Origin of the sequence: Lonepinella sp. MS14434 (genome assembly GCF_042468235.1) — a bacterium.
GTDB lineage: Bacteria > Pseudomonadota > Gammaproteobacteria > Enterobacterales > Pasteurellaceae > Lonepinella.
The window spans coordinates 548304-566726 of sequence record NZ_CP170386.1; the positions used below are offsets into that span (position 1 = coordinate 548304).

19 protein-coding genes and 1 other RNA gene are annotated in these 18423 nt (G+C 37.2%); 10 read left to right on the plus strand and 10 right to left on the minus strand.

Going from position 1 to position 18423, the window contains the following annotated elements; all coding sequences use genetic code 11:
* Window positions 1–5: 5 nt before the first annotated feature.
* A complete protein-coding gene (locus O1Q79_RS02720) occupies window positions 6–788 on the minus strand; it encodes a TOBE domain-containing protein (protein WP_386692836.1) in 783 nt (260 codons plus the stop codon).
* 126 nt (window positions 789–914) lie between these two features.
* On the opposite strand from O1Q79_RS02720, the gene modA reads away from it, so the two are divergent.
* On the plus strand, window positions 915–1682 hold the full coding sequence (gene modA, locus O1Q79_RS02725) for a molybdate ABC transporter substrate-binding protein (RefSeq protein ID WP_386693335.1): 768 nt from the start codon (window positions 915–917) through the stop codon (window positions 1680–1682).
* Between the two features lie 206 nt (window positions 1683–1888).
* On the opposite strand, the gene O1Q79_RS02730 is transcribed toward modA, so the two are convergent.
* Together O1Q79_RS02730 and adk are read right to left on the minus strand one after the other, a co-directional pair.
* On the minus strand, window positions 1889–3856 hold the full coding sequence (locus O1Q79_RS02730) for an LTA synthase family protein (protein ID WP_386692837.1): 1968 nt from the start codon (window positions 3854–3856) through the stop codon (window positions 1889–1891).
* An 89-nt stretch (window positions 3857–3945) separates the two neighbouring features.
* A complete protein-coding gene (gene adk, locus O1Q79_RS02735) occupies window positions 3946–4590 on the minus strand; it encodes an adenylate kinase (RefSeq protein WP_386692838.1) in 645 nt (214 codons plus the stop codon).
* Between the two features lie 163 nt (window positions 4591–4753).
* On the opposite strand from adk, the gene O1Q79_RS02740 reads away from it, so the two are divergent.
* The 3 genes from O1Q79_RS02740 to O1Q79_RS02750 are packed head-to-tail and all read left to right on the plus strand — an operon-like array spanning window position 4754 to window position 6131.
* Complete coding sequence (locus O1Q79_RS02740) at window positions 4754–5329, plus strand: VOC family protein (protein WP_386692839.1); 576 nt, start codon at window positions 4754–4756, stop codon at window positions 5327–5329.
* A 3-nt stretch (window positions 5330–5332) separates the two neighbouring features.
* The gene (locus tag O1Q79_RS02745; RefSeq protein ID WP_386692840.1) at window positions 5333–5650 is read left to right on the plus strand and encodes a hypothetical protein; all 318 of its coding nucleotides are present in this window, start codon (window positions 5333–5335) and stop codon (window positions 5648–5650) included.
* Between the two features lie 16 nt (window positions 5651–5666).
* A complete protein-coding gene (locus O1Q79_RS02750; RefSeq protein ID WP_386692841.1) occupies window positions 5667–6131 on the plus strand; it encodes a glycine zipper 2TM domain-containing protein in 465 nt (154 codons plus the stop codon).
* Window positions 6132–6192: 61 nt separating this feature from the next.
* Here O1Q79_RS02750 and O1Q79_RS02755 read toward each other — a convergent pair whose 3' ends face one another.
* The 6 genes from O1Q79_RS02755 to O1Q79_RS02780 form a co-directional block, all read right to left on the minus strand.
* On the minus strand, window positions 6193–7080 hold the full coding sequence (locus O1Q79_RS02755; protein ID WP_386692842.1) for a DUF808 domain-containing protein: 888 nt from the start codon (window positions 7078–7080) through the stop codon (window positions 6193–6195).
* Window positions 7081–7092: 12 nt separating this feature from the next.
* On the minus strand, window positions 7093–8853 hold the full coding sequence (gene ycaO / locus O1Q79_RS02760; protein WP_386692844.1) for a 30S ribosomal protein S12 methylthiotransferase accessory factor YcaO: 1761 nt from the start codon (window positions 8851–8853) through the stop codon (window positions 7093–7095).
* 123 nt (window positions 8854–8976) lie between these two features.
* Window positions 8977–10740, minus strand: a complete 1764-nt coding sequence (locus O1Q79_RS02765) for an ABC transporter ATP-binding protein/permease (protein ID WP_386692846.1) — start codon at window positions 10738–10740, stop codon at window positions 8977–8979.
* Window positions 10741–10760: 20 nt separating this feature from the next.
* A complete protein-coding gene (locus O1Q79_RS02770) occupies window positions 10761–11120 on the minus strand; it encodes a helix-turn-helix domain-containing protein (protein ID WP_386692847.1) in 360 nt (119 codons plus the stop codon).
* Complete coding sequence (locus O1Q79_RS02775; protein ID WP_386692848.1) at window positions 11110–11424, minus strand: DNA-binding protein; 315 nt, start codon at window positions 11422–11424, stop codon at window positions 11110–11112. The genes O1Q79_RS02770 and O1Q79_RS02775 overlap by 11 nt, the downstream gene beginning before the upstream one ends.
* A 146-nt stretch (window positions 11425–11570) precedes the next feature.
* Window positions 11571–13808, minus strand: coding sequence for a TonB-dependent receptor (locus O1Q79_RS02780; protein ID WP_386692849.1), 2238 nt, complete (start codon window positions 13806–13808; stop codon window positions 11571–11573).
* A 218-nt stretch (window positions 13809–14026) separates the two neighbouring features.
* Here O1Q79_RS02780 and ffs point away from each other — a divergent pair.
* An RNA gene (gene ffs, locus O1Q79_RS02785) (signal recognition particle sRNA small type) lies at window positions 14027–14124 on the plus strand.
* A gap of 28 nt (window positions 14125–14152) precedes the next feature.
* Here the strand turns inward: ffs and O1Q79_RS02790 are convergent.
* Window positions 14153–15550: an MATE family efflux transporter gene (locus O1Q79_RS02790; RefSeq protein ID WP_386692851.1), complete on the minus strand. Its 1398-nt coding sequence runs from the start codon at window positions 15548–15550 to the stop codon at window positions 14153–14155.
* A gap of 73 nt (window positions 15551–15623) precedes the next feature.
* Between O1Q79_RS02790 and O1Q79_RS02795 the strand changes: the two genes are divergently transcribed.
* The 5 genes from O1Q79_RS02795 to zevB all read left to right on the plus strand — a co-directional run bounded on the left by O1Q79_RS02795 (window position 15624) and on the right by zevB (window position 18421).
* Window positions 15624–16232, plus strand: a complete 609-nt coding sequence (locus tag O1Q79_RS02795; RefSeq protein WP_386692852.1) for a riboflavin synthase subunit alpha — start codon at window positions 15624–15626, stop codon at window positions 16230–16232.
* Window positions 16233–16372: 140 nt separating this feature from the next.
* Window positions 16373–16576 carry a BrnT family toxin gene (locus tag O1Q79_RS02800; protein WP_228777465.1) on the plus strand — a complete coding sequence of 68 codons (204 nt, stop codon included), beginning with the start codon at window positions 16373–16375 and terminating at the stop codon, window positions 16574–16576.
* Window positions 16577–16792, plus strand: coding sequence for a BrnA antitoxin family protein (locus tag O1Q79_RS02805; RefSeq protein WP_386692853.1), 216 nt, complete (start codon window positions 16577–16579; stop codon window positions 16790–16792).
* A 4-nt stretch (window positions 16793–16796) separates the two neighbouring features.
* Window positions 16797–17426 carry a zinc transporter binding subunit ZevA gene (gene zevA, locus O1Q79_RS02810; protein WP_386692854.1) on the plus strand — a complete coding sequence of 210 codons (630 nt, stop codon included), beginning with the start codon at window positions 16797–16799 and terminating at the stop codon, window positions 17424–17426.
* A complete protein-coding gene (zevB, locus tag O1Q79_RS02815; RefSeq protein WP_386692855.1) occupies window positions 17417–18421 on the plus strand; it encodes a zinc transporter permease subunit ZevB in 1005 nt (334 codons plus the stop codon). Before zevA ends, zevB begins: the two co-directional genes overlap by 10 nt.
* Window positions 18422–18423 lie beyond the last annotated feature (2 nt).

The following is an 18423-nucleotide window of genomic DNA, read 5'->3' on the forward strand; positions in this document are numbered from 1 at the left end:
ATTTGTTAATAAAGTGTCGCTAAAATAATTTGTTCAGGATCGATTTTTGCCCAAACCTGTTGACCAACTGCAAGTTCTTGCTGGTGTGGCGTGGTAGCACAAAATTCCAATTGTTCATTTACAGATAATAAAACTTCTTTCGTATCACCCTTGTCTAAAATAGAGGTGACCTGAACAGGGAAAATATTCTTTTCATCAGCTTTGTGTTGGTTTGCATTGGTATGAATTTTTACCCATGGAGCTTTGATCATTAACATGACTTCTTTGCCCCAACTTAGCTGTAAACGTACCGCACTTTTTTGCGTAATCCATGCATAAATCGGTTGTGAAAGAGAGGGTAATTCAATTTCAACCATGGCATTAAGCTGATGAACAAGACATTCCGTTACCTTGCCAAAAAGCTGATTTCTGGCACTACTTTGTAGAGAAAAACGAGCAGTGGCGGTTAATAAACTATTCAGAGGAATATTCTTATCTTGTAAAATATGAAATGCTTTTTCTTGGGTTTGTTCAAGTAAATCATAGAGTTGTAATAAGCGTTCGGCATAAATAGTTAATGCTGTGCCTCCGCCATTTTTGCCGCCAACATTACGCTCAAGAATTGGTTCAGGGCTGATTTCATCCATTGCGGCAAGATGATCCCACGCACTTTTATAACTCACTTTAGCGTTTTTAGCAGCTTGATTAATTGAACCACATTTTTGAATTTCTTTTAATAAACGGACACGTTTAGGATCAACAAACAACTGTTGTTGTGATTTGATGGTGAGTAAGATTTCAGTGTTCATATTATTCTCGATCTCTATCAGTTAAGCCATTTGGGGTATTTTAAAGGAAACAGTTTGATTCTTGTAGCTTTTCTTTTGTAATCCGTTATATAATTCATACGATACCGTTAAACATTTAAGGAGAAAATAATGAAATTAACGATGAAAAAACTCGCATTAGTAGTGGGTGTAGGTTTAATAATGAGCCAAAGTGCGATGGCAAAAGTCACTGTTTTTGCAGCAGCATCAATGACTAACGCATTGCAACAAGTTGCTGATGAATATAAAAAAGTAAAACCAAGTGAAGAAGTGGTTTTCTCTTTTGCATCATCTTCTGTACTTGCAAAACAAATTGAGCAAGGCGCTCCAGCTGATATTTTTGTTTCAGCCGATTTGAAGTGGATGGACTATTTATCTGACAAAGATGCCATTATTAAAGATAGCCGTGCGATTTTAGTCGGTAATAGCCTTGTTATGATTGCTCCGAAAGACAGCAAAATTGATAATGTGGATTTAACCAATGATCAATGGCAAAAATCTTTAGATGGTTCTTTCTTAGCCGTGGGTGATCCTGAACATGTTCCAGCGGGTATCTATGCAAAAACTGCTTTAACTCACTTAGGTCAATGGACAGCAGTTGAATCAAAATTAGCACGAGCCAATAATGTACGCGGAGCTTTAGCTTTAGTTGAACAAGCTGAAAGCCCATTAGGTGTGGTTTATGGTACAGATGCAACAGCTAGTCAAAAAGTAAAAGTAGTTGCGACTTTCCCGGCAGATAGCCATCCACCAGTGGAATATCCAGTTGCATTAGTTAAAGACCACGGTAGTGTCGATGCTAAAGCATTTTTAGATTATTTGAAATCTGATGATGCTAAAAAAGTGTTAGTCAGCTATGGTTTTACAGCGAAATAATTAAAAAATAAGCAATTATGTCTAATTCGTGTGACCTACGTCACAAAATTGAATATTGCTATTTGCCATAGAGAAATAAATCATATATTCTTACCGCACTTAAAACAAGTGCTATGATAAGTAGCCAGACATATTTTGCTTTCCGAGTAGTGCCTTGAAATATAGGCACTTTTTTTATCTCATATGTAAATATGACATATTTTTGTTTAAGGTTTTTTATTATCTCCAAGTTGATACAAGCGTAATTTATACGCATAACTCCCCCAAAGCGAATACGCCAAGGCTTGTTTTTTCATTTGCTCATTTCCATCAATGGCAGTTAATGTTTTGCTTTGTTCAGAATAAACATAACTTTCCGCTGGTTTACCCTGTTGTAAAATTACTGTTTGTAATTGATTATCAATTTTTCGCATGTAACCAAAAGTTTTGTCATATTGCATTAAAGCACGGTTTGGATCTTCAGGTTTGGTAAGATCGTAGCCTAACATCGGGTAATTACCGCTTACCCCAATTAATGATAACAATGTAGTTGGCATATCAATTTGACTGACTAAACGTGGATCGCGTTTTGGCTCAATGTTTTTGCCCAAAATCAAAGCTGGAATATGGAAATGTTGCACAGGTACTAGGGATGCACCACCTACACGGGAATCATGATCAGCAATAATTAAGAAAATGGTATCATTCCAATATTCGGCTTTTTTAGCTAAATCAAAGAAATAACCGGTTGCAAAATCGGCATATTTGGCGGCATTATTTCGGGTCTCTTGAGGTTGTTCGTACAACTCAATTTTGCCAGCCGGAAATTCAAATGGATCATGATTGCTAGACGTAAATACTAAACTAAAAAATGGTTTACCTTGCTGATGTAGTTGCGTAAAAGTATCGTGGGCTTTGGTAAATAAATCTTCATCACTTACGCCCCAAGTGGCGGTGAAATGTGGATTAGGGTAATCTTTCTCATCAATAATTTGCTGGAAACCGTTGCCATAGAAAAAGCTCGCCATATTATCAAAATGTTTTTCACCGCCGTAAATAAAGGATGTGTGATAGCCTTGTTTACTTAATAATTCAGCGATAGTGAAAAAGCCTTGCTGACTACCTGGTAATTTCACTACAGAACGAGCTGGGGTTGGCGTAAATCCTGCGGTGATAGCTTCAATTCCACGCACTGAACGTGTGCCAGTGGCGTACAAATTTTCAAATAACCAACCTTGTTTGGCGAGTTCATCAATTTTCGGTGAAAGTGGTTTTCCGCCTAACGTACCGATAAATTGTGCCCCTAAACTTTCTTCCAAGATAATCACCAAGTTTTTTGGTTTACCTTGATAACTGGCTTGATTTTGGCTGAGGGTTGGTAATTCTGTTGAAATATAGTCAGATTCAGGACGATTACGCACGGCTTTTAAGGTACTAATCACTTCATCTAACGGCATTTTTCCGTAAATTTCTGCTGCATTGCCTTCATCTTTCATTTGTTGAATTGCAAAGAGTAGAGAATAGCCAGAGCTTAATACTAAGGAATTTACCAATGGATCTGGTGAAAATGCAACCATTGATGGGTTAATACCACGGTGCTCTAAACTGGATCTTGCACCTAAAAACGTGAGCGCCCCAATCAAAAGAAAAACTAATGGACGAGTAATTAAATTATTATGCCATTTGGGATAAACGATATTTTTAAACACTCTGTTTGCTAATTTCCAGAATAAAAAAGCACAAAGTGCGGTTAAAATCGGAGCAGAAATTAAGGCGCCTAAGTGTCCATTCCATAACATGGTAAATACTTCTTTAGGATTCACTAAATATTCTACAAACAGACGATTTGGGCGTAAATCATAGGTGTTGATAAAGGCCGGTGTAGCAAATTCCATAAATAGCAAGAATGTGCTTTCAATCACTAAACCGATTTTTATCACACTTAGTACACATTGTCCGAGTTTATTTTTACCCGTAAATAAAATGCTTAAAATAATTAATGGGGCAAATAACCAACAAAGAGCAGAAACATCAATTCGAATACCATTTAAAAAAAGTTGAATCCAATTATTAAACTCACCAACACGCTCATTTTGCCATAAACTTAATGCAAAACGACTAAGGGAAAGTAAAATTAAATTAACGATAAAGAAGATAAACAGGGGATAGGTTGAACCAGCTAGACGTTTAAACATGGGATATTCCTAATAAAAATAATAATTATAATCAATCCTTGATTATGTTAAAAAAAGAGTGCAGTTTTAGACCGCACTCTAATATAAAATTAAGATAAGATGTTATCTAATTCAGTACTCACTTCTTCCACTTTCTTTGTACCGTCTAAACGGAAGTATTTAGTCTCACCAGATTTGGCTTCTGCTTGATAATAATCGACTAATGGTTTAGTAGTGTTGTGATAGACTTTTAAACGATCTAATACCGTTTCCGGTTTATCATCTGCACGAATAATTAAATCTTCGCCAGTCACATCATCTTTGCCTTCCACTTTCGGTGGATTGTAAACTACGTGATAAGTACGACCAGATGCTTGGTGCACACGACGACCACTCATACGCTCAACGATCACTTCATCAGGTACATCAAATTCTAAAACATAATCAATACTAATACCAACAGCTTTCAATGCATCTGCTTGAGGAATTGTGCGAGGGAAACCGTCTAATAAGAAACCTTTTTCACAATCTGTTTGAGCAACACGATTTTTTACCAATGCAATAATTAAGTCATCTGGTACTAATTGTCCAGCATCCATTAAGGTTTTTGCTTGTTTACCTAAATCTGTGCCTGCTTTAATAGCTGCACGCAACATATCACCCGTAGAAATTTGCGGAATGCCAAATTTATTCATAATAAACTGTGCTTGTGTTCCCTTGCCAGCCCCTGGCGCACCTAATAAAATAATTTTCATTATATTCTCCAATAATAATAGTGAAATTTTTAAGACGATATACCTTACATCCGTCTTTTTAATCAGTGCAAGTATTATAGGGGAAATTTTCATATTCTCTTAGCTAATATTAATATATTATAACAATTTGATTATCTTTTATTCTTATTTATGGTTATTATGCATGATACATCCTTTGTTTTCTTATTCTGATTTAGTGACAGTAGCTGAATTTGAGCGTTTTCAACAAAAAATTAACCAATTAGCTCAAGCTATGTCCGTGGATTTAACAAAATATCAGATCGATCACTTAGCAATACGGGTGAATAGTGAAGATAATGCGAGAAAGTGGTTGGCGTTATTCATGAAGTTAGGTACAATTTTAAGTGACAATATTGTGAATGATAGGATCATTTATTTAATTCAACTAAATGAACCGTTAATCTTCTTGGGGCAACCTGTGGATATTGTTGAATTACCGTTTCCTAAAAATAAATGTTATCCATTGGAATCGTGGGAACATATTGAGATTGTCATACCATTTAATGAAGATGAAAATGTTTCGCAGTGGTTATACCGTCTTGAGAAAAGATTTTTATGGAACCAATTAACAACTCTAAATGTCAAAGTGAGTGTGCCTAAAGTTGATGGTGAAAAATTACCAAATCCATCGATTGCCGTGAGTTTTGCTGATAAAAGCGAGAATTTCGTGTGTATTAAGGTTCACCCTTATAACATTAAAACTATTATTGAGGTTTAGTGAATGAAAAAAATTACCTTAGCATTAGCTATATTGACTGCGGTAGGATTATCTGCTTGCTCAGGCAGATTTGATGATAATTCTTACAAGGGAACCGTTTTATCAAGTCAATATGCAGGCAACAATTCAAAATTAACAGTAATAAAAGATAACTGTGAAGGTTATAAGTATCAAGGTGTAGCTGAAACTGTTATAGAAGTAAGACAATATGATTCTGATATTGTTACAGGTTCTTGTGTCCGTGTATATGAGGATAGAATAGATAATATTTCTCGCTCTGAATCTCGTTCTTGGATATCAAGAGTTGGTGTAGTCCTATAATAAAAGGGTAATTGAGATGAAAAAAATCACATTAGCATTAGCAATTCTTACCGCTATTGGCGTGACCGGTTGTGCTAATACAGATATTTATAGTGGTGACGTATATTCAGGCAATCAATCAAAAGAAGCACGTTCAATTACTTATGGTACTATTGTTTCTGCTCGTTCTGTAAAAATCCAAGCAGATAATCAAGGTGTGATTGGTACAGTAGGTGGTGGTGTTCTTGGTGGTGTTGCCGGTTCTTCCATAGGAGGAGGTTCAGGTCAAGTATTAGCAAGTGCCGTTGGTGCAATTGCAGGAGCAATGATCGGTAGCAAAGTAGAAGAAAAAGCAAGCCAAGTTGATTCTTTAGAATTAACTATTAAGAAAGATGACGGTAATGAAATTGTTGTCGTTCAGAAATATGATGAGAAATTAACTAAAGCCGGAACGAGAGTTCGCATTGTTGGTGGTTCTAGCTTAAATGTCTCAGCGCTGTAAGAAAAAATTCATTTAAATAAGAAAACCCCTTTGAATATTAATCAAAGGGGTTTTTATTTGCTTATTTAATTCTTGGTGCTGTTTTTTTACTAAATAAAGTCATCAACGGTAACACAATAATACAGCAAATTGTCCCGATAAAAATACCAACACTTAAATCAGCTAAAATAGAAAAAGGACTGTCAAGTTGCAAATTTTCAATAAAATGATGCAAGATAGGCAAATAATGCACAAAAATGCCACCCCCGACCATAAACATCGCAATCACCCCAATTACCGATAAAGATTTCATAAACCAAGGCATAAAAAATAGCAAAAACTTACCGATTGGCTGTGTCATAGGGTTTTCTTTTTTGATTAACCATAAACCAACATCGTCTAATTTCACAATTAGACCCACTAATCCATACACAAAAAAGGTGATGCCAATCCCAATGGCTAGTAAGGTTAAGATTTTAGGTAATAATTCTGCATCTTGAATTGAACCCAACGCAATAATGATAATTTCTGCGGAGAGAATAAAGTCGGTTTTAATAGCACCTGTTATTTTCTCTTTTTCGCTACTTGTTGTTTCATTTAAAGTGCGGTCTAAATTCTTTTGATTTTTAGGTAAGAATTTATGGATCAATTTTTCCATTCCTTCAAAACACAAATAGGCACCACCAATCATTAATAATATATTGATAAATGATGGCAGATAAATGGCAAGTAATAACGCAAGGGGAATCAGAATCGCTTTATTCCACAAAGATCCTTTTGCCACCGCCCACACTATTGGTAATTCTCGACTGGCAGCGACATCTTTGCCGCTAACTTGTGTGGCATTTAGGGTCAAATCATCACTAATTACGCCAACAGTTTTCTTAGCAGCAACTTTGGTCATTAACGCTACATCATCTAATACCGATGCAATATCATCGAGTAACGTAAATAAGGAACTAAATGCCATTTTTTCTCCTATTTACTTCCAATTTTCTTTTTTAGCTTTTTGTAATTTAGCATAAGCAGCAAGTAATTTTTGATGTGCTGCAAATTTTTGTAAATGCTCATCATCTGCCAATAAATCATAGAACGGATTACCACCATTTACCGTTTTCCACGCAAAATCCACCGCACTTTTACCGTACATTTTCTCAAACACTTCCCGATATTGTTCAGGTTCACGATCTTCATCAAGGAATAACTCTATACTACTGATTAAGCAACGATAGTAGTTGGCACGTTCTGGTGTGAACACGGAGCTGTTCATATTGTATGCCCAATTCGCCCAGTCTAATGCCAATTCCAAATCACCTAAAGCGAGATAAAGCATTGATTTTAATTCACCCACACGTAAGGTCGTCCAACCTGATTTTGGTGGTGGCACAATACCGATAAATTCACGCACACGGGTAGCGTCATCAATGCCTTGATCGTCTAATTCGTCCAATAATTCTTGATAAGTATCCGCATCGTGGTGGAAGTGCGGTAAATCTAATAGGATTTCACGCCAGTCCATACCCATATTATTATTAGCGTATATTAAATCGTCCACAGGGTAAATATCCGACATTGACGGCACGATAATACGACAAGCATACACATCTAAATGATTGTAATCCATAATATAAACTTCTTTGCCGTCCGCATTAAAGATAGACATTAGATTATGATATTCTTGTTCCGTGTTGCCCGAAAAATCCCAATGCACAAACGGATAATCCGCTTGTTGTTTAAATAAATCCCACGAAATTAAACCGCTCGAATCAATAAAGTGGGTTTCTAAATTGGCATGTTCTGCTACATCATCATTATTAAAAGACGGGGGAGTAAACACGTCTAAATCTTTTAAGCTACGCCCTTGCAACAATTCCGTCACCGTCCGCTCAAATGCCACTTGGAAATTTGGGTGAGCCCCAAAGGAAGCAAAACAAGTACCATTGTGAGGATTAAGCAGAATCACACAAATGACAGGGTATTTTCCCCCTAATGAAGCATCGTAGGCTAAAATCGGAAAACCTTCCTGTTCTAATTTTTCAATAGAGGCTTGAATAGTCGGATATTGAGCAATTACTTCCGTTGGGATTTTCGGTAAACTAATGGCTTCTGCAATAATGCGATTTTTTACATAACGTTCGAAGACTTCCGATAAGCCTTGTACACGAGCTTCATTCTTAGTGTTACCTGCCGACATACCGTTGGATGCATAAAGATTGGCAATAATGCTTTGCGGAATATACACGGTTTGTTGATCCGATTGACGAATATAAGGCATCGCTACGATACCACGATCATAATTACCTGATTGTAGATCCACTAATAATTCAGGGGTTAATTCTCCCTCAGGATCGTAATAACCGAGCAAATAATCATCTAAAATGCCTTCTGGCAACAAATCCTCATCATCAATTTCAAACCATTTTTCAGTTGGGTAGTGAACGAACTCGCCGTTGGCAATATCTTGTCCTAAATAATAATCCGCAAAGAAATAGTTCGTGGAAAGACGTTCAAAATATTCGCCTAACGCTGATGCCAATGCGGCTTTTTGGCTCGCACCTTTGCCGTTAGAAAAACATTGTGGACAATCACGATCTCGAATATGCACCGACCACACATTCGGCACAGGATTAAGCCAAGAGGCTTCTTCAATATTGAAACCAAGTGCGGTTAATTTTTGTTGAAATTTTGCGATACTGTCTTCAAGGGCAGCATCTTTGCCTAGGATAAAGGTTTGTTCTGTCATAAAATATTCCTATAAGTTAATTTATTAATAACTGTTGTTGTAGTTTTTCTTTGCTCGTAGTCATATCGGGTTTCGCCGATGGCAACTTACTTTTTCTTTGCACAAGCAAAGAAAAAGTAAAAGCTAAATACGACATAACCCCAAATCAAACACCTTATTATGAAACTGATGTAGTGTACCACGATGTCCAATACTTAACACAATCATATTCGGTAGTTTTTCACGAATTTTGCGGTACAGAATATATTCGGTCGGTTCATCAAGGGCGGAGGTGGTTTCATCTAAAAACACAATGTTCGGCTTGGTCAGGAAAATACGAATAAATGCCACCCGTTGTAATTCCCCTGGGGAAAGGGTAGCTTGCCAGTCGTTTTCTTGATCCAATGCGTGAATATAATTGCTTAGACGGCATTTTTCCATATATAGCTCTAAATCAGCATGGTGAGGATCTATATTAGGATAACAAATCGCCTGACGCAATGTACCTTGTGGCATATAAGGGCGTTGCGGTAAAAACAGTACATTGGCATTACAAGGACGTTCGCAATAACCAAAAGTTTCAAAGGGATAGATCCCTGCAATGGCTTTCAATAAAGTGGTTTTGCCCGCTCCAGATGGTCCTTGAATTAACAGTGCATCACCAGCATTAAGCTCTAAATTGACTTGTTGTAACAAGACTTCGCCGTGCTGATCTTTTAAACCGAAATCTTTTAATTTAATGCCTAAACCACATTCTATTGGTTGAATAATCTGTTGTTTATCAAGCTGATCTAAGGTAAACATAAAATCATACAAACGGTTTAAGCGTGCTTGATACAGGGTGAATTGTTCATAAAACAAACGGAAAAATGACAATGCACGCATTAAACGGTTAAAGGCTTGCACGGTTTGGTGCATATCGCCTAAGGTGGCAAGCCCTGCAAAAAAGCGAGGGGCTTGTAGCATTAAAGGTAAAATCATGGCAAATTGAGTAACACCCGTATTAAAGCCATCTAAACCCAACATACGGCGAACTATCGTCCAACGGTTTTGAATAATTTGATTAAATTTGGCTTTTAAATGGGAATATTCCTGTGTTTCGCCGTCATAGAATGCGATACTTTCTGCATTATCGCGTACCCGAATTAAGGAATAACGATAATCCCCAGCGTATTTTTCTTTGGCATAATTTAATTTGATTAACGGATAACCAATCCACACTGACATTGCCGTGGCGAGGATAATAAAAGTATAAATAAAAAATACGGTTCCTTTGGGAATTTCAATGCCAAATAAGGGAAGTAAGCCAGATAGTCCCCACAAAATGACGGTAAACTCAATAATCGCTACGATTGATCCGATCATGCCGTCTAACAGTTCTACTGTTCCTGTAATAAATTCGCGAGCATCTTGTTCAATACGTTGGTCGATATTATCGGGTAAATCTTTTTCATATTTAATTCGATAGTAGTTTTTATATTGTAACCAGCGATGGAGCATTTCTTCGTTCATTTTTTCCAGCCAACGAATTTCAAATACTTGACGGACGAGATAATTCAAAATGGAATGGATAATTTTAAAACCTACCAGCATGGCGTTTAACAAGGCAAAAAACCAAAAAGCATCGGCTTTTTTGTCTTGTAATGAGCTATATAATCCGTTGTAAAAGAAAGAGTTGAGTACGCTAATACGAACTTCTAATAGAATAAAAATGAGGAGCAACAGTATCAAACTCATCATTTTGAACTGGTTACCATTTTGTATGCAAGGCTTTGTGATCAACCAGAATTTTTTTCCAAAGGCGGTTTTCCGCAATAAAAGTGCGGTGCAAAATAATCCTAAATTTAACCAAAATAGAGTGGTGAGAAGCCAACTAAAACTGTTATTTAATTCTGTTTGCCAGTTCATAAAATATTTTTAGAAATTGATTAGTGTAAATCTAATACGAGTTCTGGGTGCTTATTCAATAAAGATAACAACGTTGCAGCCGCACCACTCGGACGGCGTAGCCCTTGTTCCCATGAGCGTAATGTATTCACAGAAATCCCCAATTTTTCAGCAAATTTATGTTGGGAAAGTCCTACTTTGGTGCGAGTTTCCACAATGGGGGAGATGGCAATTTCCGTCTGACGAGCATATTTCCCTCGTTTCACTTCGGATAAAGCCTGTGTCAAGCTTTCACGCAACTGTTCCATCTCAGGATCATCAGCAATGACAGCATTCACCATCGTTTCGATATTCCAATTTTGGCTTTTTTGTTGTAATGTTTGGCTAATATTATTGTTCATTTTTTATTCCTCTCAAGTGTTTCATTTCTTGTTGAGATAAATTTTCTTTTTCATTTTTCGTATAAATATCAAGAGCAACAATCAGACCATCATCAAGCAGATTAAAATAAATCACTCTTGCGCCACCACGTTTTCCGTGTACATTAGCCTGCCAACGCACTTTTCTTAATCCTGCCGATTTGGGTATCACGTCACCTATAAGCGGATTATTTGATAAAAAACTCAAAAATTCCAGTCGCTCATCACGAGTCCAAATGCGATCTACTTTGGATTTAAATATTTCGGTTTCAACGATAGTGTACATTTATACTCTCTTGGTGACATACTATGTATTATATAATACTTTGTATTACTGTCAATTTGACATTTATTTAAAAACAAGACAATGTTATTTGCCATGCAACAAAAGGGGCAGTTTATCCGCCCCTTGTGAATAAGTCAAAATGTAAATTAGAATGAATATTCAACCGTTGTCCAATACGTTCTTGGCATACCTAACACGGCGAAGCTACGGTCGTATTGACCACGTTGTACTTGCCAGTAGGCTTTGTTGAATAAGTTTTCGACGTGAGCTCTCACTGTGATAGCGTGACCGTTACCCAATTTGGTATGGTACTTCGCTCCAGCATCTACTAAGGTGTATGATGGGAAAGCATAAGTTTTTTGCGTATCTTGGTAAGATTTGCCAAAGTGTTGTACGTTGGTGCTTAAAGTTAAACCTTGGATAAATGGTGTATCCCATTCAATCCCTGCTTTACCCACCCAACGTGGGTTTGCCACTTGATAACCATTGACTAAATTATCTGCGTAGTTTGGATAATCTTTCACTTTAGATTGTAAGTACATAATACCTAAACTTGGACGCACAGTTTTATCTGACAAATTAGCGTAGATATTAAACTCAATACCACGGTTGCGTTCAATACCTTGAGAATCACCCGCAGATGCACCAGATCTAGCGAAGTCAGTACCGCTTGTTGTTGTACCACGCCAGTAACCTTCACGGCGAACTTGGAATACGTTAAATGAAGTTACGATATCACCCCAGTTTTTACGCACGCCTAATTCTAATTGACGGCTAACACGTGGTTTTGACATTGTTGTATTACCACTGTCATCGGTTTTAATGTCTGCAGGTTCTAAATCTTCCATATAGTTGCCGTAGAACACGAGGTCAGGGTTAGGTAAGTAAGACACCATAAACATTGGACTAAAGCGATGTGCATCACCTTTCGCTTGTTTGATATTATCTTTATAAGATGCCCATTGGAAACGACCACCTAAAGTGACACGGAATTTATCTTCCGCAAAGCCAAGTGTATCTGATAGGGCAAGGCTGTTTGCACGGATCGTTGCATCTAAGTTTGGATTAGCTTCAAAACCATTACTAAATACATTGCCTTGCGGAATGTTAGCTAATTGTTGGGCTAAAGTTTGTCCTGCTGCATTTCCATAAGGATAAATGGTTAAGTTTTGGTTTGGTGCTTGAGAGGTACCACGATAGGTTTGACGACGACGATCAATGTGATCGAATGAGGTACTCCAGTTGTGGCTTACTGAACCTGTTGAGAATTCACCACGAGTGGCTAAGTTACTGCTTAAGGTTTGGAAACGTTGATCGGTCATACGAGAACGTCCCGCATTATAAGATTGACCATCCGTAGATGGGGTAGCAGAAGCAAAGTTACCATAATAACGAGCATCGTTATAACCGACTCCGCCCGAAATTTGGAAGTTATAGTCGGTGTAGTAGTCAAAGGTCAGCATATTAGTTTGACTACGGGTATCTTGTGCTTGCCAACTTGGCTGAAGATTATTTTCACCGTCTAAGGCATCAAATAAACGGGCTTTAGCATTTTGAATATCTTGAATACGTGCACGACCGCCCTCGGTTTTACGTTTCGCATAGAAACTATCGAAAGACACATAAAGTTTATCGCCACTATAATCCGCATTTAAAGAAAATTCTTTATTGTCTTCCCAGTAGCCTGTGCGAGGGGTATCGCCCTCACGCATTTTACCATTCACACGTACACCGAATTGTTTGCTTTCGCCAAAACGTTGACCTAAGTCAAAGGTACCTTGTAAACGATTGTCGCTAAAATAGCCTACACCCACTTTACGGTTGCCTTGATCACTAGCACGTTTGGTTTCAATATTGACTGCACCTGCTGTTGCCCCCTCAGGATCCATGCCTGAAAGTGCGGTATTTCCGCCTTTAATTAATTGTACAGAATCCGCATACACGCTAGATGTACCTTGTGTACCGTACATCCCAGCCAAGCCGTTTACGCTAAATTGACGGGCATCTAATTGATAACCACGGAAATATAAACCTGTTAAGGTATTGGTTTCACCACCAAATTGCCAAGTTGAGGCATCTTTTTTGGCAACTACATCCACTAAAGTACGTGCTTGTGTATCATCAATCACTTTGGCATCATATTTTACTACCGTCACAGGGGCGGTGAAGTTAGTGGCACGACCTAATAAACCTAAGTTTACGCTGTCTTGTAATTTACCGTCACTAGCAACAGAATAAGAACGATAGCTTGCTGGTTCATGAAGACTGTCAGAAACTTCAATCGCATCAAGCTGTTCGGTTGTTTGCTGACTTGTTTCAGCATAAGCACCAAAAGAAACACCAGCGAAAAGTGCGGTGTAAATTAAGCTAAACTTGAATTTCATTAGATTACCCTTAATCAAAAATAAATATAAAAATAGTCTAAAAATTAGACTGTTTAAAAAGAGTGCTGAGTATAAATTAAACGATAATCTATTGCAATAGGTTTAATAAGATTTATTCGTGTTTGTGTATTGATTTATTTTTTATAAACATTTGCAATCCCCCTAACTTTATAGCATAATTCACGTCCTAAGCATTTGATGCTTATCCAATGGAAACCTTTTCGGTCTTTCGCAATGGTGTCTGATTTACTCGGTCAGGTTCGGAAGAAAGCAGCCAAAGTCAGAATTTCTGTGTGCCGAGAGTAGCTGGGAAGGTTTCCACCCTTTAACTGCCTATTTTTCTTTTATTTAATCTTCTCTAATTTAGCTAATAATTGTTCGTCTGTTTGAGCCTGCAATTTCCACATCCGATATAACAACAAAACCGCCGCAGCCGTTAAGGCGACTACAAAACCAATCCAAAAACCCATAGCACCTAAATGTGGTATGATCCAATCGGTCATGGCAAGCGTGTAACCTATGGGCATTGCCAATATCCAATAGCAAAAAATAGTGATATATAAAATGGCTTTGGTGTCTTTATAGCCACGTAATACGCCACCTGCCAGTACTTGCAGAGTATCAGAGAATTGATAAAGCGAAGCGACAATTAACAATGAACTAGCCAGAGTGATAACATGCAGATCCTTTACGAAAATTTGAGCAATTTGTTCACGCCAGAAGATTGTAACAAAGGCAGTAATAACGGTAATATTTAAACCTACAGCAATGGCAATATAAGACACTTTTTTAGCCTGCTCTAGGGATTTTTCGCCTAAGCGTTGCCCAACTAAAATAGTGGTTGCCATGCCTAACGACATAGGGAACATAAATACAAAAGAACTAGTATTTAACGCAATTTGATGGCTTGCCACCATATCCGTGCCGAGCGGGGATAAAAATAATGAAGTCAACGCAAATAATGCCACTTCCGCCCATAATGCGACTGCAATCGGAAAACCAAGTTTAAGCAATTTCTTCAAGGTAGAAAAATCAGGTTTCTCAATTAGTTGCTCAAACACTTTGAGATCACGTAAATGATAAGATTGACGACTATAAGCGATCATCATTATACACATTGCCCAATTAACAATAGACGTGGCAATGCCACAACCTACCGCACCAAAGGCTGGTACCCCAAATTTGCCATAAATAAAGATATAGTTCAGCGGAATATTCAATAATAAGCCGATAAAGGTAATGACCATAGCGGGTTTCGTTTTAGCTACGCCGTCATTTAAGCAACGAAAATTAATTAATAATAAATAAGCAGGCAATCCGAATAACATGGCGTGTAGATAACCTATTGTAATATTAGCTAGTTTTTCTTCCATATTCATAGCTTGAATCACCACATCACTATGGTAAATAAGAAGTCCTAATGGAATACAAACCAACAAGATAATCCACAAACCTTGTCGTACTTGATGAGCAATATCAGAACGTTGTCCCGAACCGTTTAAGTAGGAAATGGTTGGGGGCAAGGCTAACAATAAGCCTTGTCCAAAAAGGACTAACGGAAACCAAATAGATGCCCCAACCGAAATGGCTGCCATATCCGCTGCACTCACTCGTCCAGCCATAATGGTGTCCACTAATCCCATTGAATTTTGGGCGATTTGAGCGAGAAGAATAGGAATAGCGATTTGAATTAATTTTTTTGCTTGTTCGTGATATTGTTGCCAACTGTTAATTTTTTGCATAAAAAGACCGAGTTTCCTTTATAATAGGAAAAATTTAATTTTTTCACCGCACTTTGCGGTTAAGCGAGTTTATATGTTTACAGGTATCGTGCAAGGTGTTGCGTCTATTCATTCTATCATTGAAAAGACAAATTTTAGAACACATACTATTAAAATGCCAGATGAATTACTGGCAGATTTACAATTAGGTGCATCTGTTGCACATAATGGTGTTTGTTTGACTGTTACTAAAATTGAGAATAATCTCGTGAGCTTTGATTTAATGACGGAAACTTTACGGATCACTAATTTAGGTGAACTTAAAGTGGGGGATCAGGTCAATATAGAAAGAGCGATGAAATTCGGTTCAGAAGTAGGCGGGCATTTATTGTCGGGACACGTCTATTGCACGGCAAAAATTGTTGAACAAAAACCGAGTGAGAATAATTTACAAATTTGGTTTAAATTGCCTAATCACGATGTGATGAAATATATTCTGACCAAAGGCTTTATTGCTGTGGACGGTATCAGTTTGACCATTGGTAATGTGAAAGAAACTCAATTTTGCGTTAATTTAATTCCTGAAACGATTGAACGTACGATTATTGCTAAAAAAAATGTAGGGGATTTGGTTAATATTGAAATTGATCCGCAGACACAAGCAATAGTGGATACGGTGGAACGTTATTTGGCTAGAAAATAGCTTGTCTTATTATATTTCCGTAAATATAATTTATTTACATCTTTTGAGAAAGATAAAATGATAGAAATTAATGGGTTGAGTGGGATCGTAATAAAGCGGAAATTAATGAATTAAAACATAATGTTAGCTTTAATGAAGCTATTACGGTATTTTATGATGATGATGCGTTATTAATCCCAGATCCTGAACATTCTTTTTTTGAAGAACGTTTTCTTCTATTGGGATTGAGTTTACATAACAATACATTAGTTGTTGTACATTGCGAACGAGATGAAAATATACGTATTATTTCAGCTCGCCATGCGACAAAAAAAGAGAAAGAACAATATCAAAGGGGGTTTTAGATGTTACCAGAATACGATTTCAGCCAAGCAATTAAAAATCCTTATGCGAAACGCCTAAAAAGTAAAAAAGTGGTGACTATTCGTATTGATGACGATGCGATCGATTATTTTAAACAACTTTCAGCAGAAATGGATATGCCTTATCAAACGTTGATTAATCTTTATTTGAAAGAATGTGCTCAAACACAGAAAAAGCCTAATATTCATTGGCAATAATGTTATGAAAAAATTTTTCTTATTTTTGACCGCACTTTTTGCCTTTATGCAAAATGTGCAAGCTCACCCTCATGCTTTTATTGGTATGAAAACCACGCCATTAGTGGAAAATAACACTTTAAAAGGTTTTTCGGTGCAATGGTTGCTAGATGAAGCCAGTTCAGCTGAATTGCTTTACGATTTGAAAGTTGCTCATAACGATCCCAAGGCAAAACAAGCTATTGTGGATGATATGGTTAAAAACACGGTATCAGAGCATTATTTTAGTTATCTCTATGATAAACAAGGTAATCGGGTAAAATATACCTCTCAGCCAGCAAATTATGATATTAAAGCGGTGGGTAACCATATTTTGTATCATTTTGATTTCTTTTTGTCCCAACCACAAACATTGGTGGATAATGAATTTGTCTTGATGATTTATGATCCAACCTATTATGTGTCAATGTATTATGATGATAAAAGTGCGGTAGATTTTAGCCAACTTCCAGCCAATTGTCATGGTGATATGGTAGATCAAACTGTTGATGAAAAAACCAAACAATATGCTAAATCTTTAGATAAAACCCAACGAGAAGCAGATTTTTCACTGGGTAAGGAATTTGCTCAAAAAGTGATTTTACAATGTCAATAAGCACTAAAAAAATCAGCACTATTTTATTATTATGCCTGTTGGCAGCAGGCATTGGTTTTTTATTCCCTTATTTATTTAAGCAAGTGGTGCTGTGGCAGCGAGAATTTAATCAGTTATTATCTCATCATCTTCATCAAATTAAGCAAGCTCCGATTTATGCAGGCGCAAGCTTGATTTTAATCAGTTTTGGCTATGGTGTATTTCATGCATTAGGGCCGGGTCATGGTAAATTTATTATCACCAGTTATCTTTCACTTCATCAATCTAAAATTTTTGCCAGTATGCGGCTAGCCTTTTTGTCGTCCTTAATGCAAGGCGTCGTCGCAATTGTGGCAACCAGTATTGTGGTGGTGGTGTTAAATTTATCTTCCAGTTATTTTAAAGCCAGCCAACTTTGGTTAGAGCGTGGGGCGTATGGGTTGATTTTTCTGCTCGGCATACAATGGTTAATGCAAAGTAGCAAAAAAATTTGGCAAGCTCAACGCCGACCGAAAATTAAGCAAATTAAACCCATTACCGATGATATTAGAGTAAAAAGTGCGGTGCAAAATCCTCATCTTTTTTCAGATCATTTTGATGGTGAAAACTGTGCTTGTGGACATCAACATTTGCCGAATGAAGATCAACTTACTCAAGCAAATAGTTTAAAATCGCAATGGTTGATCATTTTAAGTATCGGTATGCGGCCTTGCACTGGTGCCATTTTTATTTTATTTTTGTCTTATATGCTCGATCTTTATGTATGGGGCATGCTAGCAACCATGGCAATGGCAATCGGCACGGGGCTTACTTTGTCAGGTTTTGCGTTAATGGTGCAATATGCCAGAAACACGGCAGTGCAAGTAGGAAAATGGTATTTTTCTGCAAAACTGAAAAGTCAATTTTCTCACTGGTTAAAACTGGCGTTTGGCTTGATATTAATGGGTTTTGCGGTGAGCTTGATTTATGCAACTACATTGCAAAGTGTTGGAGGCGCAGTGTTGTTTGGGCGTTGAAA